Raw genomic sequence first — 21,761 nt, forward strand, 5'->3', positions numbered from 1 at the left:
CGTTCCTTAGGAGTTTGCAGGCTTTGCCGAAGCGCCGCCGTTGTTGATGGCCCAGGTGGCGTTGGTTTTGATACCGCCAAGTGGGAAGAAATGCACGTTGGTGATGTTGAAGTCCGGGTTGGCCGCCTTGTGGTTGGCCAGCTCGGTCAGAACATCGGCGGGCTCGTAGGGCAGCAGCAGCTTGGACACGTCCATCGCACGCTTTTGCAGAACCTTCAACGAGGGGCCAACGCCGCAGGCGATGGCGAACTTGATCAGGGTTTGCAGCTTGGCCGGACCCGCGATACCGATATGGATCGGCAGATCGATCCCTGCCTCTTTCAGGCTGTCGGCCCAGGCGATGATCGGTTTGGCATCAAAGGCGAACTGAGTGGCCAACGCCATTTCGGCGTCGGTGGTTTCGCTGAATTTCTGTTTCCAGCGCAGCGCATCTTCCACGTTCTTGGTCGAACCGTCCGGGTCAATATCCTTATTGCCCTCGGGGTGGCCTGCCACGTGCAGACGCTTGAAGCCTGCCTTGTCGAACAGACCGGTCTCCATCAGCTGCATCGAGCTGTGGAAATCGCCATGGGGTTTCTCGACACCACCGGCCAGCAGCAGCGCCTGCTCAACGCCCGCTTCGCCCTGATACATCGAAATCCAGTTTTCCAGCGTCGCGGCGTCTTTGATGATCCGCGCGGGGAAGTGCGGCATCACCGGATAGCCCTCGGCAGCGATGCGCTTGGCGGTCTTGACCATGTCCTCGATGGGCGTGCCCTCGATATGGGCGATGTAGACGCGAGTGCCTTCAGGCAGCAGCGCGCGGAAATCTTCGACCTTTTCGGCGGTGCGCGGCATCACCTCGATCGAATAGCCCTGCAAAAAGGCTTCGACGGTCGGGTTCACAGGGCCGTTTTCGGCGGCATCACGTTTTTTGAAGTTCAGCAAAGCCATAGCGGCCTCCCATATAGATTTTGGGCTCATGCCCAACCGTCATTTGCGATCAGCGCTTTGATACGGTCCTGATCATATTCCGCTTCCAGACGCGCTGCTTCGGCTTCGGCGATCTCCGAGGGCTCGCCCTCGACCGCGAAAGGATCTGCTTTGCGCCATTCGGCCAGATAGGCATCGCTGTCCTTGGCATTCACCTTCATCGCCGCTCGGTCGATGGCTTGTTCGAACCGCTCCTCCAACTGCCGCTTGGCACCTCGACGGCCTTTGCCGACGATGACTTGAGCAGGGATGTCGCGCCAGTAAACGATGGTGACGTCAGGCATCGCGTATGATTCCTCCTAACCAGATGGACCGGTTCTAAACATCTATATGGTCGCAGGTCGGTCGGTTTTCGACACAAGGCGCATTTCAAACGACGTTTTGCCTACGACGGGATACCGGGGTTGTAACGAATTCGGCATCAAACGCGCATATCAAAATCCTCATCACAATAATGAGCGTCTTGCGCGACAAGAACGCGCGACCTATGGTCGGGGTAACTCGAAAATCGGAGGGCGTTGAAGATGGCGCCCAAGCGTCCCAAAGGTGCGGGCGCGTTCCCGAAGGCGGTCGAAAGCCCCGCGCCGGCAAGGCCCGATCCCGATGCGCTGTATGCGGCGCTGGATCTGGGTACAAATAGTTGTCGCATGTTGATTGCCCAGCCCAAGGGCAGCGGCTTTCATGTGGTCGACAGTTTCTCGAAATCCGTGCAGTTGGGTGCGGGGCTCGAACGGACCGGACGGCTGTCTCGGTCCTCGATGGCGCGCACCATTCAGGCTTTGCGCATCTGCCAGCAGAAGCTGAAACGCAACAAAGTCAAACGGATGCGCCTTGTCGCGACCGAGGCCTGCCGCCGCGCCAAGAACGCGCGTGATTTCATCCGTCAGGTTAAGCGCGAAACCGGCCTGACGCTTGAGATCATCCAGCCCGAGGAAGAGGCACGCCTGGCCGTGATCTCATGCGCGCCGCTCGTGTCGACCAAGACCGAGCAGTTGCTGGTGGTCGATATCGGCGGCGGCTCGACCGAATTGGTGTGGATCGATATCTCATCCATTGCGCGCCGTGACCGGCCTGCCGCGATCATGCGGTTGCACCATGGGTTTCACCCGGCCGAAAGCCCGTTCCCTGCGGCCAAGGTGGTGGATTGGATCAGCGTTCCGCTGGGTGTGGCAACGCTGCGTGATCAGTTCAACGATGTTGAGGACGATTCAGCCCGCTTTGCTCTGATGAGCTGGTTTTTTGAAGAGAACCTCGCCGATTTTGCGCCTTACAAGGACGAACAGGCCCGCGAAGGGTTCCAGATCGTTGGCACCAGCGGGACGGTTACGACCGTGGCTGCCTCACATCTGGGGTTGAAGCGCTATGACCGGACCAAGGTAGACGGTTTGCGCATGACCAGCGATCAGATTGACAAAGTGATACGAGGGTATCTAGAACTCGGCCCTCAGGGTCGACGCCGGGACCCGCGCATTGGCGACGACCGGCAGGCCCTGATCATGTCCGGCTCGGCCATTTTGCAGGCCCTCTTGCGCTGCTGGCCCACCGACCGCCTTTCCGTGGCGGACCGGGGGCTGCGTGAAGGACTGCTTTATGCGCAGATGAGCGCGGACGGCGTATTGGAAGACGGACCGTTCTGATGGCGAAGACACCAACTGGAAAAAGCAACTCGGGTCGCGGGCAACGCGACCTGAAGGTTAAGGTCAAGACGGCGCGTGGGCGTAAACTCAGCTCGACCCGCTGGCTGGAACGGCAATTGAACGACCCCTATGTTAAACGCGCACAGGCCGAGGGGTACCGAGGGCGTGCAGCATTCAAAATATTGGAACTGGACGATAAATTCCGCTTTCTAGTTCCCGGTGCACGCGTCGTTGATCTGGGCTGCGCGCCCGGAGGTTGGTTGCAGGTGGCTGTCAAAAGAGCGAACGCGCTTGGCGAGAAAAGCGGCAAGCGGATCGGCACCGTACTGGGCGTTGATCTGCAGGAGGTCGAACCCGTCGCGGGCGCAACCGCGCATGTGCTGGACTTCATGGAAGACGATGCCGACGAGAAGGTCAAAGAGTGGTTGGGCGGCAAGGCTGATGTGGTGATGTCGGACATGGCCGCTGCCTCATCCGGGCACAAGCAAACCGACCATTTGCGCATCATGGCACTGTGTGAAACTGCCGCTTACTTCGCCTTTGATGTGCTGGAAGAAGGCGGCACATTTGTCGCGAAGGTTCTGGCCGGAGGGGCCGAGGGCGATTTGCAAAAGCTGCTTAAGCAGAAATTCACCAAGGTCGCCAACGTGAAACCGCCTGCCTCGCGGTCCGACAGTTCGGAAAAATTCGTTGTGGCGACAGGGTTTCGCGGCGAGACTTAATCTTCCATCGACAGGAAGTCTCCTGCCAGAACCTGCTGGCGCAACGATGCGGTAGCAATCCCTTGCATCAAAAGCGCGTCCCCATGGTTGAGGTATTCCGGCTTGCGGGTCCGCAAATCTTCGATCCGCTGTGCCAGCGACAGCGGGCGTTGCAGTTGCGACGTGTGAACCGGTTTATCTGACATTGGGCACCTTTTAACACAGACGGGTTTGACCTTGTCTGTACCGATACACGCAGAGTTTGCCGGGAAAATGACCCAAACAAGGCAGCACAGCGCCGGGATGTGGTGAAGCTAGTCCGCCGCCTCGCCCAGATCCATCAACGCCCCGTTGAACTCGGCCCCCAAAATCAGCATGGCCGCGCAGAGGTACAGGAAAATCAGTGCCGCCATCACTCCGGCCAGCCCCGCATAGGTCGCGTTGTACGAGGCGAACTGCCCGATATAGATCGAGAAGCCCCACCCGCCCGCCGCCCAGAGCGCAAGCGTCAACGCCACGCCGGGCAGGATTTGCGTCAGCTTGTGGCACCGCGTCGGCAGCAGAAGATGGGCCAGCATCACAAGCCCCGCTGGGACCGCCACTGTAAAGGTCCAGCGCAGCCGATCCACGGACAGCCAATTGGACACGTTCACATCCGTTTTTTCGGACACAAGCCTTGTATATACTGGCAAGACAACCTCGACTGCAGCAATCGCAAGAACGGTCGCTCCTCCGGCAATCACCAGTCCAAGACAGTAAAGGCGGGTTTTCCAAAACGGCCAACTGTCTTGATCATGATAAGCCTGATTCATCGCCGCCCGCACTGCCATCACCCCGTTCGAGGCGAAAAACACTGCCAACAGCCCCCCCAGCGTGATTACGCTGGAGTTCGAAGCCTGCAAAACTGCTCTCAGCTCGGCCACGATCGGATCGGCGACATCTTTGGGCCAGGCGCCGAAAATCAGCTCGATCAACTCATTGGTGACATAGTCTTGCGACAGTGTCCCCGCCAAGGCGACTGTGAACAGGACGAAGGGAAACAGGGCCAGCATCAGGGACATGGCAACATGGCTGCTCATGACCATTCCGTTTTTGGCACTGAACCGGCCAAAGGCCAGCCATAGCGCCTGAAGGGGTCGTTTTGCGGAAGGAATCATATTGGCGCTCATGTCCAAATCTTAACGCGGCGCGCCGGATCACAGAACCGTCAAAACCCGATTCAACGCAAATAAATACTCCCAAACGCTTGCGTGCATTGCATAATCCTGCTCGGCTGTGCAGGATCAGAGCAGTAAATCGGCTTCTCAAGACAGCTAGAATGGCAACAGACAAAACGATGCCTTTGGATCAGGAACCACATGTGACACGACCGCGACTGCGCCTGTCGGTCGTGCGTGACACCGCGATAGTCGCCACGCTGGTGGTGCTGGGCCTTTATGCTGGGTCCGCCTTTCTGATCCCGCTGACCATGGCCTTGCTGATCAACGTTCTAATCATCGCGGTCAGCGATCGTGTCATCTCCATCACGCGCGTGCCGGTCTGGGTTGCCAACATCGCCGGTGTTATCGTTGTTTTGGCCGGTTTGTTCATGATCATGTATATTCTGGGCAGTCAGGCGACACAGTTTGCCCGCTCGATCAACACCTACGAAGATCAATTCGACAGCGCCGTAAACCGGATCGCGGGGCTGGTGGGCAATGACGTTACAAGCTTTATCCGTGACAATCTGATCAGCATCGACATGTCCTATGTCGCGCGCGTAATGCTGGGCAGCGCTACCTCGTTGCTGAATCAGTTCTTTCTGATCAGCCTTTATGTTGCGTTCCTGATGGCCGAGCGGTTGGCGTTTCGCAAGAAAATACAACTGGTTGCGGGGAACCCTCAAACCGGAGCAGACTTCGCGGCGGTGCTGGATGCCATTTCGTTTAGTCTGCAACGGTATGTGGGGGTAAAGACATTTATCAGCCTGGTCACGGCCGGGATCAGCTATTCGATCTTCCGTGTTCTCGGGCTGGAATATGCCGAGACCTGGGCCGTCCTAACCTTCGCGCTGAATTTCATCCCCTCGATCGGCTCGATCATTGCGGTCATTTTCCCGGCCATGATCGCGCTGGTTCAATTTGAAAGCATCGGTCCGTTCCTGATCATCGTGCTGGGGTGCGGCACCATCCAATTCCTCATCGGCAATTTTGTGGACCCTGCCATGCTGGGGCGATCGCTGAACATGTCGACCTTCCTTGTCATTCTGGCACTGACCTTCTGGACCACGGTCTGGGGCATGATTGGTGCGTTCCTCAGCGTGCCGCTGACCGTCTGCATTCTCATCGTGTTCAGCCATATCCCAGCACTCAGGCCGATTGCGATCATGATGTCGCTGGATGGAAGCTTGGGCGAAGACCCGCGCGCAGGGTGAACCATGCAGCCTGTGTTCATCGGGTCCGAGATCTATCGGCACTCTACCTACGGCACACAGCATCCGCTGGCGATTCCGCGTGTGTCGACGGTCATCGACCTGTGTCGCGCGCAAGGCTGGCTGAACCAGCAGAACTACCGTGTCAGTCCTTGCGCAAAACCCTCTGCCCTGCACGCATTTCATACGCCGGACTACATCACCGCGCTGCAACAGGCCGAGGCCGAGCAGGCCGTCTCGAATGACACCCGCAGCCGATACGGGCTGGGAACTTTGTCCAACCCTGTTTTTGCCGAGATGTACCGCCGTCCCGCCACCGCCGCCGGAGGGTCGATGCTGGGTGCCGAACTTCTGCGCGAGGGCGGCATCGTCTTCAGCCCCGCAGGCGGCACGCATCATGGGCTTGCGGACCGCGCCAACGGGTTTTGCTATCTGAACGATCCGGTTCTGGCGATACTGACCTTGTCGAAATCCGGGCTGGATCGAATCGTCTACGTGGATATTGACGCCCATCACTGCGACGGGGTTGAAAGCGCATTTGCAGGGTCGGCCAAAATCCGCATGATCTCGGTCCACGAAACGCGCCGCTGGCCCTTTACCGGCGCTTTGACGGACACGGCTGGCGGTGCCGCCTTCAATCTGCCCGTCGAACGCGGGCTGAATGATGATGAGTTCTATACGATCCTCGACCAGTTGATCCTGCCCGCCACAACGTCGTTCCGACCTCAGGCCATTGTGCTGCAATGCGGGGCCGATGCAGTGGCCGAGGACCCTCTGTCGCGCCTAACCCTGTCCAACAACGCCCATTGGCGCACCGTGGCGGCCCTGCGCGGCTTGGCGCCACGCCTGCTGGTGTTGGGTGGCGGCGGATACAACCCGTGGTCAGTCGCCCGACTTTGGACAGGTGTTTGGGCGGTGCTGAACGGGACCGAGATCCCGAACCGGCTGAACAACACCTCGCAAAGCACTTTGCGCGGCTTGCGCTGGAACAGGGCTGCGGGCAAGCGGCCACCTCTGCATTGGTTTGAAACGCTGCGCGACCGCCCGAATTCAGGCGAGGTTCGGGACAACTTGCGGGCCGACCTCGCGCAATTGGCGGCTCGGTTGCCTTAATCTCAGCACGCGTATAGCCCCCGATCGCAAACGGGGATACACTGGGGCAAATAACTGGAACGAGGGCCTATAACCCCGTGTGGACATTGCTTGTTTCTGCGCTTGTCTTTGCGCTTTATGTGCTGGCGGCAGTCTTTGCGATCCGCGCCGCGCAGACCGCGCGCACGCCGCAAGGGGCCGTTGGCTGGGTGGTATTCCTGATCTCGGCCCCGGTGTTTGGCGTCCCGCTCTATCTGTTTCTGGGCCACCACAGGTTTCGCGGTTATCGCATCGCGCGCAAGCACAGCGAAAGTGTGGTCGAAGGGATCAAGACATTCGCCGATTTCTCACGACCCGATCCGGCCACGATGCGGATCAACCCGCGCCCGTTCGAGGCACTTGCCCACCTGCCCGTCTCGCGCGGGAACGGGGCCGCGTTGCTGGTCGACGGGCAAGCCACGTTCGACGCCATATTCGAGGCGATTGATGCGGCGCAGAACTACATCCTGATACAGTTCTACATCGTGCGCGATGACGCGCTGGGCCAATGGTTGCAGTCGAAACTGATCGACGCGGCCCAGCGTGGCGTGAGCGTGCGCTTCATGACTGACGCTGTCGGCAGCTATGGCTTGCCCACGGCCTATCTGGACACGCTGCGCGAAGCCGGGGTCGAGATTGCCAACCCGCGTGATCGGCGCGGACCACAACACCGCTTTCAGCTCAACTACCGCAACCACCGCAAGACGGTGATCATCGATGGTGAAACCGGGTTTATCGGCGGGCACAATGTAGGCGTCGAATATCTGGGGCAAGACAACTATTTCGGGCACTGGCGCGATACGCATATCAAGATGAGCGGTCATATCGTCCGGCAGTTGCAATTGATCTTTACCGAAGATTGGCACTGGGCCCATGAAGAAGACCTGATCGACGATCTGGACTGGGCAGGCTCGGAGTCTGATCAGGACATGAACGCGCTTTTGGTTGCAACTGGTCCCGGTGACGAAACAGAAACCGGTTCAATGATGTTCTTTGCCGCCATTACCGAGGCGAAAGAGCGTTTGTGGATCGCATCGCCCTATTTCGTGCCCGATATCGACATAATGACCGCCCTTCAGCACGCTGCCCTGCGCGGGGTAGACGTGCGCATTCTGGTACCCGAAGTGATGGATCACCGCCTGCCCTGGCTGGCAGCCTTTGCCTATTTCGACGAGGTGCGCGACTGTGGCGCGCGGGTCTTCCGCTATACCAACGGGTTCATGCACCAAAAAGCTTTTGTCGTGGATGACACGTTGGCCGCCGTCGGTACCACGAATCTAGACAACCGATCCTTCCGCCTGAATTTCGAGGCCATGGCGCTCTTTTTTGACAGCCGCGCCGCCAATGCGGTGGCCCAAATGCTGGAGGCGGATTTCGAACAAAGCTACGAGCTGGACCGCGACCTGTCCGAACAACGCCTTTATATCCGCTTCGGCTCCCCTCTGGCGCGGCTCTTTGCGCCGATCCTTTAAGAGATCAACTCTTCCTGAAAAACACGGGTCATCAAGGCGACCATGAAGGCCGTCGACAACCCGAACGCCAACAGACCTGTCACCGAGGCGAAGGCGCCGAAAATCCTCAGCCCCTCACCCAAGACAATATCGCCATAGCCAAGTGTCGTGAATGTCACCAATGAGAAATAGAGCGCCTCATTCCATTCCGGCAGTGTTTCCCCCAGCACCCACACAACGGCCCATAGCCAGACCTGAAACGTATGAATCAGAACGATAAACGCCAGCGCGGTACATAAAGGTGCTGCGATGGTAAAGAACCGTTTGCTCTGCTCCAACCGCAGAGAAAGCACTCGGATCACCTGCGTACACCAAGTCAGCAGCACGATCTCGATCAGGAAGCAAATCCCCAGATAAAGACTGCCCCAGACAATTTGCTCTGGTAATGTCATGCTCGCCCGTCTCATTGTGACCACTTGACCTCACCATGACGTGTTCAACAGGGCTGAACAACCCCACCTGCCCGGCTGCGACGAAAGGGTGCGAAATCAACTCTGGTCTGGACACCAATGCCGAAGGGTCCACATTGTGACGGACATCGTTAGAGGCTTGGAAATGCTGCTGAAGATCGACGACGTTCGGAAATCCTATCCGGGTGGTCGCCCCGTTTTGCAAGGGGTGACGCTGAACCTTGATCGCGGGCAAACTCTGGCGCTGACGGGCGAAAGCGGCAGCGGCAAGAGCACGCTTTTGAACCTTGTGGGTGCGCTTGATGGGTTCGACGGGGGCGAGATCACGCTGGACGGGACCGCTCTGTCTGGTTTGGACGATCCCGGTCGGGCGACCTTGCGCCGTGAAAGCGTGGCATTGGTGTTTCAGCAGTTCAACCTGATCCCTTCACTGACCGTCGCGCAGAACCTGGCTTTTCACGCGCGGCTTGCGAACCGGCTGGATGCAGAATGGGTCGGTCATCTGGCCACGCGACTGGGACTGTCCGATTTACTGGACCGCTACCCCGAGACCCTGTCGGGAGGCCAGCAGCAACGCGTCGCCATCGGACGCGCCATTGCAACACGACCCAAGCTGCTGCTTGCGGATGAGCCGACGGGAAATCTGGACGAAACCGCCAGCGCCACGGTGCTGGACCTGATGCTGTCCCTGATCGCGGAAACCAAGGCGGCGCTACTACTCGTCACGCATTCACAGGACATTGCCGGGCGACTGGATCATCACGCGCATCTGTCTGGTGGGCGGGTGGCATGACGCGTGTCGTCCTGCTGGCTCTGCTGTCCCATTGGCGGGCGCATCGGTTGCAACTGGCCACATTGCTGATCGGCATCGCGCTGGCCACGGGCCTGTGGTCTGCGGTTCAGGCCATCAATGCCGAGGCGCGGGCCAGCTATCAGCGCGCCAACGAGCAACTGCTGCTGGGCCGCTTCGACACGCTGCGCAACCCCTCGGGGACGATCCCGATTGAGCAATATGCGACGCTCAGACGCGCAGGTTGGCAGGTGGCCGCTGTGCTTGAAGGCTCGGTTCGTATCGGAGAAAACAGATTCCGGTTGCTTGGTGTTGATATGGTCGCTTACCCGGCCCTGCCCGCTGTTACTCAGGTCGAAGAAGGGGCTGCCCCGCCTGACCCTGGCGATATGCTAACCGCACCGGGTCGCTTGCTGACAACGCCCCCAGTGGCCGACCGGTTGCAAAACCAGCAGTCTCTGCCGCCGGTCCTGATCAGCGACGCCCTGCCACCCGGTTTGATCCTGACCGATATCGGCGTGGCTGAAACCCTGCTGGACCGTCGTGGCCAGATCAGCCACCTGGTCGTATTGCCACAACAACCGAAGGGCCTGCCCGCTCTGCCAGAGATCACCCCCGATCTCGACCGTATCCCCGCCGCGGACCAAATGGACACCGCGCAATTGACCGACAGCTTTCATCTGAACCTGTCCGCCTTCGGGCTTTTGTCCTTTGCAGTGGGTCTTTTCATCGTTCATGGCACGGTTGGGCTGGCCTTCGCCCAACGGCGCGCGATGATCCGCACGTTGCGCGCCCTTGGCGTGTCGATGCGGCGGCTGGTCTGGACCATTCTGGCCGAGTTGACCCTACTGGCCCTGATCGGCGGCGTGTTGGGTCTGCTGCTCGGGTTCTTTATCGCTGGTGCCCTGTTGCCCGATGTGGCCGCCACGCTGCGCGGTCTATACGGCGCGCCAGTCAGCGGGCAGATCAGCCTGCAACCACAATGGGCTTTGGCCGGACTTGCCATGGCGCTGGGTGGTACCTTGCTGGCCAGCGGTCACGCCCTGTATCGACTAGCCCACCTGCCGCTGCTGTCCGGGGCAGGCGTTCAAGCCTGGCGCAGCGCTGCCTCGGGCCGACGGGTGATCGCGATGGCCGGAGTAGCCGCGATTGCTCTGGGTATCGGCGCGCAATTGGCGATCGGAGGCTTGATCGCTGGGTTCATCCTGGTCGCGGGCCTTCTGACCGGCTCGGCCCTACTGCTTCCGTTCCTTCTGTCCATCCTGTTACGCGGCTTCGGGGCTCGGGCGAACGGCCCCGTCGCGCAATGGGTCTGGTCGGATATGCGCGCGCAACTACCGGGCCTTTCGCTGGCATTGATGGCCCTACTGCTGGCACTGGCCGCCAATATCGGCGTCAGCACGATGGTGTCGAGCTTCCGCCTGACCTTTACCGGCTGGCTCGATCAGCGTTTGGCTTCGGAACTCTACCTGACCGCCGCCGACGATGCGCAGGGCCAAGAGATCGCGCAGTGGCTTGCCCCTCAGGCTGATATGATCCTGCCCATTCGCAACACCGAAATAGCGCATGAAAGCGGTCCATTGTTCCTATACGGCGTTCTGGACCATCCGACTTATCGCGAGAACTGGCCGCTGATCGCCACGTCCGACGGCGCGTGGGACCAAGTGATGCAGGGGCGCGCAGTATTGATCAACGAGCAACTCGCCCGCCGTCAGAACCTCTGGCCCGGCGATGAGTTGGCGCTGACATCGGCGACCACCTTGCCCATCGCCGCCGTCTATTCCGACTATGGCAACCCAACCGGGCAGGCCATTATCGCAATGCCGCTTTTGGACATGATCGCACCGGGGGTCGAGACACGGCAATTCGGCATTCGCATACCGCCCGAGCGTGCCTCGGCTCTGGCGCAGGAGTTGCGCGACCGGTTCGATCTGCCGTCGGGCGCCGTGGTTCAGCAAGCGGCGATCAAGGCGCAATCGCTGGCAGTGTTCGACAAGACATTTGTCGTAACCTCGGCTCTGAATGTCCTGACGCTGGGTGTGGCCGGGTTTGCAATATTGACCAGCCTGCTGACCTTGTGGACCCAGCGCCTGCCCCAGATCGCGCCGGTCTGGGCGCTGGGGCTAACCCGGAATCGGCTGGCGTGGCTCGAGGTGCTGCGCAGTATCCTGTTGGCCGCACTGACAGCAGTGCTGGCGCTGCCACTTGGGCTTGCACTTGCATGGGCCCTGCTGGCCGTCATCAATGTCGAGGCTTTTGGCTGGCGCTTGCCGATGTATCTTTTCCCTGTGGATTGGGCCTATCTTCTGGCGCTGACCATTCTGGCGGCTTTTGTTGCGGCCGCCCTGCCTGCCTTGCGCCTGCTGCGCCTGCCACCTGCGGACTTACTGAGGGTATTTGCCAATGAACGTTAGGGCTTGGTTTCTGATCGCCGTTCTGCTTCTACCCAATTGGGCTCACGCGCAAGGCTATGCGGGCCTAGGCGGATCCGCCGAAGGCTTTGCGATCCCCCAACGCGGATATCAATTTCAATTCCCGGCTGACCATGGTCCTCACCCCGACTACCGGATCGAGTGGTGGTACCTGACGGCCAATCTGCAAGGCGAGGACGGGCGCGATTATGGTATCCAGTGGACATTGTTCCGTTCAGCGCTGAAGCCCTTTCAAACGGATGGCTGGCAAAACCCTCAGCTTTGGCTGGGCCACGCTGCCGTCACAACGCCTGACAACCATTTTCTGGCCGAGCGTCTCTCGCGCGGCGGCATCGGTCAGGCCGGAGTGACGGCCTCGCCGTTCGAGGCATGGGTCGATGATTGGTATATGCGAGGGGATGATCTGAACAGCTTGCAGCTGCGTGCCAGCGGCGCAGAGTTCACGTATGACCTGAGCCTGACAGCCCAAGGCCCGTTGGTGTTTCACGGGGCGGACGGATATTCCGTGAAATCCGCCGAAGGACAGGCAAGCCACTACTACTCGCAGCCCTTCTACAGTGTTGAGGGAACATTGCACCTGCCGGAAGGCAATGTCGCCGTGCAGGGTCAGGGCTGGCTGGATCGAGAATGGTCCTCGCAACCTCTGGCCGCGGATCAGATCGGATGGGACTGGTTCTCGCTTAGTTTTGACGACGGAGACAAGCTGATGGCCTTCCGTCTTCGTGGGACGCAACAAGATTTCACGGCGGCCACATGGATTGGCGCAGATGGCACCACAACCCCGTTGCCGGACGGGTCAACCCGTTTCACCCCGCTGGACACAGCGCGGATCGCAGAGCGAGACATCCCCGTTCGCTGGCGCGTTGAATTGCCTGAACGCGGAGTGGATGTCGAAGTCACGGCCCTGACGCCCAAAGCATGGATGGCAACGCGATTTGAGTATTGGGAAGGCCCGATCATGGTATCAGGCAGTCACACAGGGCGCGGCTACCTTGAAATGACCGGCTATTGATCAGCGCACGACGTAGACTGAGACTTCTGAGTGTCTGACGACGCGTGCTGCGTTTGGGCCGAGGAGGTAGTCTTTGAGGTCGGGCCGGTGTGCGCCGATGACGATCAGGTCGCTGCCTGCTTCTTTGGCCGTGTGCAGGATTTTCTGATAGGCCGTGCCCGTGGCGACCACATGGCGTACCTGTGCGTTGCGCGCTTCGCCCAGGACCGATTGACCCAGCGCCTCGAGCGCTTCTTGCGCTTTGGCCACGGCTTGCTCGTGATGCTCAGGCTCGAAGAAGCTGCCGACAAAGGATTCCCCAAAATCGGGCAGCACCGTAACAACATCAAGCTGAGCATTGTCGAGCTCTGCCAGCCGCGCGGCCTGACGTAGGACCTCGGCATCGGTTTCGGGCTTCCCGGCATCTACGGCACAGAGGACGGATTTGATCATGATGTTACCTCTTGTTCGCTTGTGCGGGCTGCACGGCTGCGTTGCAGGAAGGCGATGAAGCCCAGCAAGATCAGCGCCGGGATGAAGATCAGCTCTTTGGGGGGCTGGTTCTGGGGGGCCTGCACGGTGGTGATGCGGACGGGCTCGTCGGCGTAGTAGTCGAAGTTCGACAGCTCGTCCGAGACCGGGGTGCCGAACAGAGGCTCATCCAGCTTGACCAGGCCGTCCTCCTCAAGCGGCAACAGGCCAAGGGCGTCGATGCGGGCCGCACCATCACCCTCGTCGCCGACCGTCAGGACCACGGTGGTTTCGGTCATGTTGCCGGTGTCAAAATCGGGGCCCGCGACCTCGATCCGCAGGGTGCTGCCCGGTGCGGCGTCGCCCACGGCTTGCTCCAGCTGTGCCGGGTCGATCTGCGCGAAGGGCGGCGCGATGCGGTTCATGAAGAAGTCCGGACGGAACAGCGCAAAGGCGATCAGGATCAGCGCCACGCTTTCGTAGATGCGGTTGCGGGTCAGGAACCAGCCCATGGTGCCGGCGGTGAAGATCAGGATCGCGATGGTCGCAGAGATGGCCACCAGAATGCCCTGCACCCAGCCCACATCAATCAGCAAGAGATCGGTGTTGAAGATGAACACGAACGGCAGCGCCACGGTGCGCAGGCTGTAGAAGAAGGCGGTAAAGCCCGTCTTGATCGCGTCGCCTCCTGACACGGCAGCAGCGGCAAAGCTGGCCAGACCCACGGGCGGCGTCACATCGGCCATGATGCCGAAGTAGAACACAAACAGATGCACCGCGATCAGCGGCACGATCAGACCGTCCTGCGCGCCCAGTTCCACGACCACACCCGCCATCAGCGAGCTGACGACGATATAGTTCGCCGTGGTCGGCAGGCCCATGCCCAGAATAAGGCTGAGCAGGCCCACTAGCGCCAGCATGGCGATCAGGTTGCCGCCCGACAGGAACTCGACCAGATCGGCCATCACCTGCCCCACACCGGTCAGCGTCACGGTGCCCACGATCACGCCTGCCGTCGCGGTGGCCAGCGCGATGCCGATCATGTTGCGCGCGCCGTCGATCAGGCCGTTCCACAGGTCGGCCACGCCAGCCATGAAGGCATTGGCCGTGTTGTTCTCACCCCGAAAGATCGATTTCAGCGGCTTCTGCGTCAGCAGGATCACGAACAGCAGCGATGTGGCCCAGAAAGCCGACAGACCTGGCGATTTCTGCTCGATCATCAGGAAGTAGACCAGCACGATGATCGGCAGCAGGTAATGCAGACCGGCCTTGTAGATCTCGGCAATGACCGGCAGCTCGACCTCTTTGGCGTTGGGGTCATCGGGGACGAGATCCTCGACGCCCGAGGCCAGTTTCAGCAAGATCATATAGGCCACAACAACCAGCGCCGACAGCACCAGACCCGAGGCACCGGGGATCAGCGCAATCACCGCCTTGATCGGGTATTGGATGCCATAGCACAGCCCGGCAAAGCCCACAAAGAACAGCGCCATGCCACCGATCGTGCGGCCCATCGACACCACGCGGTTGCCCAGCGTCGGCATGTTCCGCTTCACCGCCTCAAGATGCACGATATAGACCAGTGCGATGTACGAGATCGCCGCCGGCAGGAAGGCATGCGTGATCACCTCGACATAGGAAATGCCCACATATTCCACCATCAAAAAGGCCGCTGCCCCCATCACCGGCGGCATGATCTGACCGTTCACCGAAGAGGCGACCTCGACCGAGCCCGCCTGTTCGCTGGAAAAGCCCACCCGCTTCATCAGCGGGATGGTGAAGGTGCCGGTAGTCACCACATTGGCAATCGAAGAACCAGAGATCAGTCCGGTCGCCGCTGACCCCACCACAGCCGCCTTGGCCGGGCCGCCGCGCAGGTGACCCAGCGCGCCAAAGGCCATCTTGATAAAGTAATTGCCCGCACCCGCCTTATCCAAAAGCGCACCGAACAGCACGAAGAGGAAGACGAACTTGGTCGAGACGCCCAAAGCGATGCCAAACACACCTTCGGACGTGATCCACATATGGCTCATGGCCTTTTTCAGGCTGGCGCCCTTCCACTGGATCACCTCGGGCACCCAGGAGGATGAGCCAAAGAACACATAGGCCAGGAAAATCGTGGCAATGATCGCCATCGCCGGGCCAAGCGCACGCCGCGCGGCCTCGAACAGCAACAGCAACCCAGCCAGGGCCACCCATTTGTCCACGTCATCGGCCAGCAGGCCATTGTTCACGACTTTTTCGTAGAAAATATAACCATAAAGCGCGATCACCGCACCCACCACGCCCATGATCCAATCCTGCACGGGGATGTAATTGCGCGGGCTGGATTTCAGCGCCGGATAGGCCGCAAAGGCCAGAAAGATCGCAAAGGCCAGATGGATCTGGCGCGAGTTGTTCACCACGCTGCCCGGCAGCAGCACATTCGACAAGGGCGAGGCCAGCACCACCTGAAAGACCGACCACAGCACCGCCACGATGGCCAGAAACAGCCCCACATTCCCCGCCGGATTGCGCGCGCCCGCGTCAGAGGACGCCACCAGATCCTGAAGCTCTTCCTCGGATAGCGGGCGGTTGGATTGTGTGTCGGAACTCATCTGGCGTCTCCCCGTCATATGGCCGTTTCGGCCTTATCGTCCACCCGGCTGCTCCGGGTGCAAAAGGGGCGCGCCCGTCACAGGCGCGCCCCACATCAGGTCCGGCTTACTGCAGCCAGCCTTTTTCCTTGTAGTACTTCTCGGCACCCGGATGCAGCGGCGCCGACAGACCGTCCGAGATCATCTCTTCGGGCTTCAGGTTCGCAAATGCCGGGTGCAGCTTTTTGAAATCGTCAAAGTTTTCAAAGACCGAGCTGACAACCGCATAGACCGCGTCATCGGATACATCCGCCGAGGTCACAAAGGTCGCGCCCACACCAAAGGTCGTGGTGTCGCCATCCGAGCCGCGATACATGCCACCGGGGATGGTCGCGGTGCGGTAGTAGGAATTGCCGTCGATCAGACCATCGATCGCATCGCCGGTCACGTTCACCAGAACGGAATCACACGCAGTGGTCGCCTCCTGGATCGAGCCCGACGGGTGACCCACGGTGTAGATCATCGCATCGATCTGGTTGTCGCACAGCGCCGCCGACTGCTCAGCCGCTTTCAGCTCCGAGGCCAGCTCGAAATCGTCCAGCGTCCAGCCCACGGCCTCAAGCACAACATCCATCGTGCCGCGCTGACCCGAACCCGGGTTGCCGATGTTCACGCGCTTGCCCTTGAGGTCTTCAAAGCTGGAAATCCCCGCATCCGCGCGCGCCACAACCGTGAACGGCTCAGGATGGACCGAGAACACCGCGCGCAGGTTCTCAAACGCGCCCGCATCTTCGAATTTCGAGGTGCCGTTGTAAGCATGGTACTGCCAGTCAGACTGCGCCACACCAAACTCCAGCTCACCCTCGCGGATGGTGTTGATGTTGTAAACCGACCCACCCGTCGATTCCACCGAACACCGAACCCCATGCTCCTTACGGCCCTTGTTAACCAAACGACAAATCGCGCCACCCGTCGGATAATAAACGCCCGTTACACCACCCGTGCCAATCGTGATGAACTCCTCAGCATAAGCCGCAGGCGACAAAAATGCGGCAACGACAGAGCCAAGGGCCAGTTTTCTGCTGTGTTTCATTTGAATAACTCCCATGTTTTTATTGTGTTTGAGAGAATTTTCAGAGCGCCCTGGCCGGGCACATGCACAAGCTTTGCACCGTTCAACCCGGCAACAGGGTCAGACATCTGAATTTTCTACGTCTCCCAACTGCTTCGACGTTTCATTCAGAGACCCGGCTTGTCAACCCCCGCCCGCAGCGCAACGTCCCGGCACCGCATATCTGAGGGCCGATGACGAAAATTCCCCTCAGTAGAACGGTCGACCCCCTTTCGGCCGCTACGCAGCGCGACACAGTATGTCCCATGCTTTATTTCAAGCCGGGGATGGGATTAACTAAGCCTAACAGACCAGAAGGTGAAAAAACTTGGAAAACAACGGCCCAAGCCCGCTTTTGATTACTGCGTTGCTCCTCAGTGCCGCGATTGCCGGTTGGGGTCTCGCTGACCCTCAAGGGTTGGGCAGATTGGCTGAAACTGCGGTGGCGACTCAGTTCAACAGCCGCGGCTGGTTCATCATGCTTGAGGTCAGCGGCCTTCTTTTCGTGGCTATTTTCCTTGCCCTGTCCCGCTTTGGCGATATCCGTCTGGGAAGCGACGCGACCGAGCCCGAGTTCTCGACACCCGCCTGGATCGCGATGCTGTTTGCGGCCGGAATGGGTGTTGGGCTGTTGTTTTATGGCGCAGCCGAACCTCTGACTCATTTCGAGGTTCTCAAACAGTACAATAACGATGCCGAAGCCGCCAGCTATGCGATGTTCGTGACTTACCTGAACTGGGGCTTTCACGCATGGGCGATCTACGGAATTGTAGCGCTTGTCATTGCCTATTTCGCCTATCGTCGGGGTGGGTCAATGTTGCTAAGCGCACCCGTCGTCGAGGCGTTGGGCGATGTACGCTGGACTCGTGCGATGGGATGGATCTTTGACCTCCTGTCCATCGTCGCCATCGCGGTCGGCCTGGCCGGGTCAATGGCAATGGGTGTATTCCAGATACAAACCGGCGTGGCTGGCCTGATCGGAATAGATACGCCCGAGGTCCTGACCTACCCGGTGTTCATTGCGCTTTGTATCGCGTTCATCATCCCGCTACGAAAAGAGCTTGGAGATGGAATGGCGAAACTGTCGAACGCGGCGATGCTGATTGCCGTGGCCATGATGATTTATCTTTTGATTCTGGGCCCGACCTCATTTTTGATGAATGACATTGTCGCCGGATTTGGCCGCTACCTGTTCGAAGTTTTACCCGCTGGATTCTCGACGGCCGAATTTTTTGACGAAACCATCGTAAACTGGTTCCAAAGCTGGACACTGAACTACATGATCTGGTGGCTGGCGTGGTCGCCTTTTGTCGGCATATTCATCGCCCGGATCTCGCGCGGGAGAACGATCCGAGAATTTCTTGTCGGCGTGATCATAGCACCCACCCTGTTTTCGATACTTTGGTTCGGTATTTTTGGCGGCCTTGGCTTCTATGACGCCCTGCGTCAGGACGGGGCACTATCGGTTATCAACGCCCAGAATTTGGACGCAACCACGTTTGCCCTGCTGGAACGGTTCCCCTTGGATTCCATCACGCGGGCCGCGACCGTGTTGGCGGCGTTCCTGTTTGTCGTAACCAGTGTCGTCAGCGCCGGCTTCACTCTTGCCATGATCGGAACCGGCGGCGATCAGAATCCCTCGCCGCGTATTCGAACTGTCTGGGGTGCCATTCTCGGAGCGTTGGGGCTTGCGATGATTCTGGTCGGGGATATCGGACTTGTCCGCTCTATCATCGCACTGTCGGCCATCGCATTTGTCTTCATCGTTCCAGTTCTGGTGATCTGCCTGTTCAAATCCCTATCGCAAGAGGCCCGTTCATGAGCCAAGCCCTGATCGATACCGTTCTGAACGTGAACGTCTTTGCCTATATGGGATTTCTGATCTGGCTCGTGCTTCGACCCAAGAAATGACCCCTGTTCGGGTAAGGTATCAGAACAATTTGCGGAGGTGGTGCCCAAGGAGAGACTCGAACTCTCACGATGTTACCATCGGGGGATTTTGAATCCCCTGCGTCTACCATTCCGCCACTTGGGCAACGAACACTGGATTAGCGCCCATGGCCCAGAAGGTCCAGAGGCAAAAAACACCCCGCGAAAGGTTTGTTTCGCCTGCAAGGTTGACGCCCCATAAAGCGCATGATTTGGCTGGCGGGGAATGAAACAGGATTTGAGCGTCTGATGCTGCGATCTCTTTACGACTGGACCCTTCGTCTAGCCGAACATCCGCACGCGCTGTGGGCGCTTGCCTTTGTGGCGTTCATCGAAAGCTCGTTCTTTCCGATCCCCCCGGACGTGTTGATGATTCCCATGATCATCGCCCGCCCGTCTCGCGCGTGGCTGATTGCCAGTGTCGCATTGGTCGCCTCGGTTCTGGGGGGAATGTTGGGCTATGCCATCGGGGCGTTCTTTTACGAAAGTATCGGTGCACCCATCCTTGAATCCATGGGCAAAGGCCACGCGATGGAGGAGTTCAACACCCGCTTCAACGATTTCGGCTTCTGGGCCGTGCTGGCTGCAGGTGTGACCCCCTTCCCATACAAGGTGATCACCATCATGTCGGGTTGGACAGGGATGCCGCTGGGCACGTTCATTGCAACCTCGATCTTGGCCCGCGCGCTACGGTTTTTTCTGGTGGCGGGTCTGCTGCGGGGCTTTGGCGAGCCCATCCGAGGTTTCATCGAAAAGCGCCTTGGTCTTATGTTCACCCTGTTCATCCTTTTGCTCTTTGGCGGCTTTCTGGTGGTGAAATACCTATGACACGACGTACTCTGTTGATTTTCTGTGCGGCCGGCGGGTCGGCTGCGCTGTTGCTGGGGGCGTGGGGCTTTCAGTATCTTGGCGGTCTGGCACCGTGCAAAATGTGCATCTGGCAGCGCTACCCACATGGGGCCGCTGCCGTGATCGGCGCTTTGGCCTTGGCGCTGCCGCGCTTTGGACTGCTGCCGCTGCTGGGCGCGCTCGCCGCACTGGCCACTTCGGCCATTGGCGTCTTTCATGCGGGGGTCGAGCAAGGCTGGTGGGAAGGTCCGACAAGCTGCACGTCGGGCGATATCGGTGGGATGTCGACCAATGACTTGTTCGATCAGATCATGACCGCACCGCTAGTGCGCTGCGACGATATCCCGTGGCAAATGCTGGGTCTGTCGATGGCCGGATGGAACGCCGTGATCTCGGCCGGGTTGGTGCTGATCTGGCTGGCGGCGTGGCGTCAGAATTCGTCCAGTTCCGCATCCCAGTAAAGGAAGTCGATCCAACTGTCATGCAGGTGATTGGGCGGGAATTTCCGCCCGATATTGCGCAACGCTTCGGCATCGGGCTGACGCGGAGGTTTACGCAAGCTCATCCCCGCCTGCCGCAAAGATTTCGACCCCTTTCGCAGGTTGCAAGGGCTGCACGCCGCCACAACATTCTGCCAACTGGTCACGCCACCTGCGGCACGCGGCACCACATGGTCAAAGGTCAGATCACCCCGGCTGCCACAATACTGACAGCGGAATTCATCCCTCAGAAATAAATTAAAGCGCGTGAAGGCCACGCGCTTTCTGGGTTTTACGTAATCTTTCAGCACAACAACCGACGGTATTCGGATTTGGGTGCTGGGGCTTCGAACGACCTCGTCATATTCGGCCACGATATCCACCCGATCCAGCCAGGCCGCCTTGATCGCTTCTTGCCAGGGCCACAACGACAGAGGGTAGTAGGACAAGGGGCGATAATCGGCGTTCAAAACCAATGCCGGATGATGCCTCAGCGCACCGGGTTCCCTGACAAATTCGGTCCTGAAGTCTGCGTCCATATCAGAATCGCTCCTCGCTCTGCTCTGCCCGTTTGACATCAGAGCGGGGAACACCCGCCCCGGCCTTAACTTAACTATATATCGTGTTAAAACTCTGACAAGCCCCGAGTTTCCACAATATCTCGGGATTGGTTATTCCGAATCCGTAACAGAGACGTGACGGTTATCCACAGCTTGCGCCGCTGTGTCCTGCACGCTAAGGCGGGCCCATGGCCTGGTTCATCCGATTCAACAAACCTTTTGACGTGCTGCCGCAGTTCACCGACCGCGCCAATGAAGGCTCGCCGCGCAGTACCCTGTCGGATTTCATCGACCTACCCGGTGTCTACCCGGCCGGTAGGTTGGATCGGGACAGCGAAGGCTTGATGCTTTTGACAGACAATGGCCGTCTGCAGGCCCATATCTCAGATCCCAAACACAAAATGTCCAAAACCTATTGGGTTCAGGTTGAGGGGCAGCCCGACACCGCCGCACTGAAGGCACTTCGCGACGGGGTAGAGTTGAAAGACGGCGTAACGCGCCCCGCCAAGGCTCGTCTGATGGACGAACCCGAAGGACTATGGCCGCGCACCCCTCCAATCCGGGTACGTCAGACGGTGCCGGATTGCTGGATCGAATTGATCCTGCGCGAGGGTAAGAACCGACAGGTTCGTCGTATGACGGCGGCTGTTGGACACCCTACCCTGCGCTTGATCCGTGCTCGTGTCGGCGACTGGGCACTGGACGGATTGCAGCCCGGCCAATGGGACAGCTTGCCCGAACCTGCGTTCAACGCGGCCCCACAACGTAAACGCGACCGCCGCACGCGCCGGTGACAAAAAC

General features: G+C 59.4%; 21 protein-coding genes and 1 tRNA gene. 12 read left to right on the top strand and 10 right to left on the bottom strand.

The genetic code is table 11. The features are described 5' to 3' along the window. Positions 1-6: 6 nt before the first annotated feature. Together ACR3E7_RS05540 and ACR3E7_RS05545 are read right to left on the bottom strand one after the other, a co-directional pair. Positions 7-933 carry a methylenetetrahydrofolate reductase gene (locus tag ACR3E7_RS05540; RefSeq protein WP_480504280.1) on the bottom strand — a complete coding sequence of 309 codons (927 nt, stop codon included), beginning with the start codon at positions 931-933 and terminating at the stop codon, positions 7-9. Between the two features lie 26 nt (positions 934-959). Beyond that, positions 960-1,256, bottom strand: a complete 297-nt coding sequence (locus ACR3E7_RS05545; RefSeq protein ID WP_170769805.1) for a virulence factor — start codon at positions 1,254-1,256, stop codon at positions 960-962. 240 nt (positions 1,257-1,496) lie between these two features. On the opposite strand from ACR3E7_RS05545, the gene ACR3E7_RS05550 reads away from it, so the two are divergent. Next, positions 1,497-2,609, top strand: a complete 1,113-nt coding sequence (locus ACR3E7_RS05550; protein WP_170790851.1) for a Ppx/GppA phosphatase family protein — start codon at positions 1,497-1,499, stop codon at positions 2,607-2,609. Continuing rightward, a complete protein-coding gene (locus ACR3E7_RS05555; protein ID WP_480504279.1) occupies positions 2,609-3,331 on the top strand; it encodes an RlmE family RNA methyltransferase in 723 nt (240 codons plus the stop codon). Before ACR3E7_RS05550 ends, ACR3E7_RS05555 begins: the two co-directional genes overlap by 1 nt. On the opposite strand, the gene ACR3E7_RS05560 is transcribed toward ACR3E7_RS05555, so the two are convergent. Then, the gene (locus ACR3E7_RS05560) at positions 3,328-3,516 is read right to left on the bottom strand and encodes a hypothetical protein (protein WP_170769808.1); all 189 of its coding nucleotides are present in this window, start codon (positions 3,514-3,516) and stop codon (positions 3,328-3,330) included. The genes ACR3E7_RS05555 and ACR3E7_RS05560 overlap by 4 nt on opposite strands. Before the next feature lie 108 nt (positions 3,517-3,624). Further along, positions 3,625-4,479 (bottom strand): YihY/virulence factor BrkB family protein, encoded by an 855-nt coding sequence (locus ACR3E7_RS05565; protein ID WP_480506633.1) that lies wholly within the window; start codon positions 4,477-4,479, stop codon positions 3,625-3,627. Positions 4,480-4,628: 149 nt separating this feature from the next. Between ACR3E7_RS05565 and ACR3E7_RS05570 the strand changes: the two genes are divergently transcribed. The 3 genes from ACR3E7_RS05570 (at position 4,629) to cls (ending at position 8,323) form a co-directional block, all read left to right on the top strand. Continuing rightward, positions 4,629-5,723, top strand: coding sequence for an AI-2E family transporter (locus tag ACR3E7_RS05570; protein WP_480504277.1), 1,095 nt, complete (start codon positions 4,629-4,631; stop codon positions 5,721-5,723). Positions 5,724-5,726: 3 nt separating this feature from the next. Then, positions 5,727-6,833: an acetoin utilization protein AcuC gene (locus tag ACR3E7_RS05575; protein WP_480504276.1), complete on the top strand. Its 1,107-nt coding sequence runs from the start codon at positions 5,727-5,729 to the stop codon at positions 6,831-6,833. A gap of 77 nt (positions 6,834-6,910) precedes the next feature. Further along, on the top strand, positions 6,911-8,323 hold the full coding sequence (cls, locus tag ACR3E7_RS05580; RefSeq protein ID WP_480504275.1) for a cardiolipin synthase: 1,413 nt from the start codon (positions 6,911-6,913) through the stop codon (positions 8,321-8,323). On the opposite strand, the gene ACR3E7_RS05585 is transcribed toward cls, so the two are convergent. Next, positions 8,320-8,754: an ion channel gene (locus ACR3E7_RS05585; protein WP_170769812.1), complete on the bottom strand. Its 435-nt coding sequence runs from the start codon at positions 8,752-8,754 to the stop codon at positions 8,320-8,322. The two genes, cls and ACR3E7_RS05585, sit on opposite strands and share 4 nt — an antisense overlap. Positions 8,755-8,917: 163 nt before the next feature. Between ACR3E7_RS05585 and ACR3E7_RS05590 the strand changes: the two genes are divergently transcribed. The 3 genes from ACR3E7_RS05590 to ACR3E7_RS05600 are packed head-to-tail and all read left to right on the top strand — an operon-like array spanning position 8,918 to position 13,006. Next, complete coding sequence (locus tag ACR3E7_RS05590) at positions 8,918-9,565, top strand: ABC transporter ATP-binding protein (protein WP_480504408.1); 648 nt, start codon at positions 8,918-8,920, stop codon at positions 9,563-9,565. Further along, positions 9,562-11,976 carry an FtsX-like permease family protein gene (locus ACR3E7_RS05595; RefSeq protein ID WP_480504274.1) on the top strand — a complete coding sequence of 805 codons (2,415 nt, stop codon included), beginning with the start codon at positions 9,562-9,564 and terminating at the stop codon, positions 11,974-11,976. The genes ACR3E7_RS05590 and ACR3E7_RS05595 overlap by 4 nt, the downstream gene beginning before the upstream one ends. Further along, the gene (locus tag ACR3E7_RS05600; RefSeq protein WP_170782435.1) at positions 11,966-13,006 is read left to right on the top strand and encodes a lipocalin-like domain-containing protein; all 1,041 of its coding nucleotides are present in this window, start codon (positions 11,966-11,968) and stop codon (positions 13,004-13,006) included. The genes ACR3E7_RS05595 and ACR3E7_RS05600 overlap by 11 nt, the downstream gene beginning before the upstream one ends. Here the strand turns inward: ACR3E7_RS05600 and ACR3E7_RS05605 are convergent, their stop codons facing one another. The 3 genes from ACR3E7_RS05605 to ACR3E7_RS05615 all read right to left on the bottom strand — a co-directional run bounded on the left by ACR3E7_RS05605 (position 13,007) and on the right by ACR3E7_RS05615 (position 17,125). Beyond that, positions 13,007-13,438, bottom strand: coding sequence for a universal stress protein (locus tag ACR3E7_RS05605; RefSeq protein ID WP_170775899.1), 432 nt, complete (start codon positions 13,436-13,438; stop codon positions 13,007-13,009). Beyond that, positions 13,435-16,053 (bottom strand): TRAP transporter permease, encoded by a 2,619-nt coding sequence (locus ACR3E7_RS05610; RefSeq protein ID WP_170782436.1) that lies wholly within the window; start codon positions 16,051-16,053, stop codon positions 13,435-13,437. Before ACR3E7_RS05610 ends, ACR3E7_RS05605 begins: the two co-directional genes overlap by 4 nt. A gap of 106 nt (positions 16,054-16,159) precedes the next feature. Further along, positions 16,160-17,125, bottom strand: coding sequence for a TAXI family TRAP transporter solute-binding subunit (locus ACR3E7_RS05615; protein ID WP_480719396.1), 966 nt, complete (start codon positions 17,123-17,125; stop codon positions 16,160-16,162). A gap of 385 nt (positions 17,126-17,510) precedes the next feature. Between ACR3E7_RS05615 and ACR3E7_RS05620 the strand changes: the two genes are divergently transcribed. Beyond that, positions 17,511-18,965 (top strand): BCCT family transporter, encoded by a 1,455-nt coding sequence (locus ACR3E7_RS05620; RefSeq protein ID WP_237217533.1) that lies wholly within the window; start codon positions 17,511-17,513, stop codon positions 18,963-18,965. Between the two features lie 127 nt (positions 18,966-19,092). Here ACR3E7_RS05620 and ACR3E7_RS05625 read toward each other — a convergent pair. Then, positions 19,093-19,178: transfer RNA gene (locus tag ACR3E7_RS05625), tRNA-Leu, on the bottom strand. Positions 19,179-19,321: 143 nt separating this feature from the next. On the opposite strand from ACR3E7_RS05625, the gene ACR3E7_RS05630 reads away from it, so the two are divergent. Next, positions 19,322-19,900 (top strand): YqaA family protein, encoded by a 579-nt coding sequence (locus tag ACR3E7_RS05630; protein WP_480502403.1) that lies wholly within the window; start codon positions 19,322-19,324, stop codon positions 19,898-19,900. Next, entirely contained in the window at positions 19,897-20,382 is a 486-nt protein-coding gene (locus ACR3E7_RS05635) for a disulfide bond formation protein B (RefSeq protein ID WP_170774176.1), read from the top strand. Before ACR3E7_RS05630 ends, ACR3E7_RS05635 begins: the two co-directional genes overlap by 4 nt. Here the strand turns inward: ACR3E7_RS05635 and ACR3E7_RS05640 are convergent. After that, positions 20,352-20,939: an HNH endonuclease gene (locus tag ACR3E7_RS05640; protein ID WP_170774178.1), complete on the bottom strand. Its 588-nt coding sequence runs from the start codon at positions 20,937-20,939 to the stop codon at positions 20,352-20,354. The genes ACR3E7_RS05635 and ACR3E7_RS05640 overlap by 31 nt on opposite strands. A 209-nt stretch (positions 20,940-21,148) precedes the next feature. Between ACR3E7_RS05640 and ACR3E7_RS05645 the strand changes: the two genes are divergently transcribed. Continuing rightward, complete coding sequence (locus ACR3E7_RS05645; protein ID WP_480502404.1) at positions 21,149-21,754, top strand: pseudouridine synthase; 606 nt, start codon at positions 21,149-21,151, stop codon at positions 21,752-21,754. The last annotated feature ends 7 nt before the right edge of the window (positions 21,755-21,761 follow it).

The sequence above is a fragment of the Ruegeria sp. BK1 genome, from assembly GCF_056535645.1.

Coding starts and splice junctions, on each gene's coding strand:
- ACR3E7_RS05640 (WP_170774178.1), bottom strand. CDS start 20,939: ATGGACGCAGACTTCAGGACCGAATTTGTCAGGGAACCCGGTGCGCTG.
- ACR3E7_RS05590 (WP_480504408.1), top strand. CDS start 8,918: ATGCTGCTGAAGATCGACGACGTTCGGAAATCCTATCCGGGTGGTCGC.
- ACR3E7_RS05540 (WP_480504280.1), bottom strand. CDS start 933: ATGGCTTTGCTGAACTTCAAAAAACGTGATGCCGCCGAAAACGGCCCT.
- ACR3E7_RS05570 (WP_480504277.1), top strand. CDS start 4,629: ATGGCAACAGACAAAACGATGCCTTTGGATCAGGAACCACATGTGACA.
- ACR3E7_RS05565 (WP_480506633.1), bottom strand. CDS start 4,479: ATGAGCGCCAATATGATTCCTTCCGCAAAACGACCCCTTCAGGCGCTA.
- ACR3E7_RS05610 (WP_170782436.1), bottom strand. CDS start 16,053: ATGAGTTCCGACACACAATCCAACCGCCCGCTATCCGAGGAAGAGCTT.
- ACR3E7_RS05575 (WP_480504276.1), top strand. CDS start 5,727: ATGCAGCCTGTGTTCATCGGGTCCGAGATCTATCGGCACTCTACCTAC.
- ACR3E7_RS05550 (WP_170790851.1), top strand. CDS start 1,497: ATGGCGCCCAAGCGTCCCAAAGGTGCGGGCGCGTTCCCGAAGGCGGTC.
- ACR3E7_RS05595 (WP_480504274.1), top strand. CDS start 9,562: ATGACGCGTGTCGTCCTGCTGGCTCTGCTGTCCCATTGGCGGGCGCAT.
- ACR3E7_RS05605 (WP_170775899.1), bottom strand. CDS start 13,438: ATGATCAAATCCGTCCTCTGTGCCGTAGATGCCGGGAAGCCCGAAACC.
- ACR3E7_RS05635 (WP_170774176.1), top strand. CDS start 19,897: ATGACACGACGTACTCTGTTGATTTTCTGTGCGGCCGGCGGGTCGGCT.
- ACR3E7_RS05600 (WP_170782435.1), top strand. CDS start 11,966: ATGAACGTTAGGGCTTGGTTTCTGATCGCCGTTCTGCTTCTACCCAAT.
- ACR3E7_RS05585 (WP_170769812.1), bottom strand. CDS start 8,754: ATGACATTACCAGAGCAAATTGTCTGGGGCAGTCTTTATCTGGGGATT.
- ACR3E7_RS05645 (WP_480502404.1), top strand. CDS start 21,149: ATGGCCTGGTTCATCCGATTCAACAAACCTTTTGACGTGCTGCCGCAG.
- ACR3E7_RS05630 (WP_480502403.1), top strand. CDS start 19,322: ATGCTGCGATCTCTTTACGACTGGACCCTTCGTCTAGCCGAACATCCG.
- ACR3E7_RS05545 (WP_170769805.1), bottom strand. CDS start 1,256: ATGCCTGACGTCACCATCGTTTACTGGCGCGACATCCCTGCTCAAGTC.
- ACR3E7_RS05555 (WP_480504279.1), top strand. CDS start 2,609: ATGGCGAAGACACCAACTGGAAAAAGCAACTCGGGTCGCGGGCAACGC.
- ACR3E7_RS05615 (WP_480719396.1), bottom strand. CDS start 17,125: ATGAAACACAGCAGAAAACTGGCCCTTGGCTCTGTCGTTGCCGCATTT.
- ACR3E7_RS05560 (WP_170769808.1), bottom strand. CDS start 3,516: ATGTCAGATAAACCGGTTCACACGTCGCAACTGCAACGCCCGCTGTCG.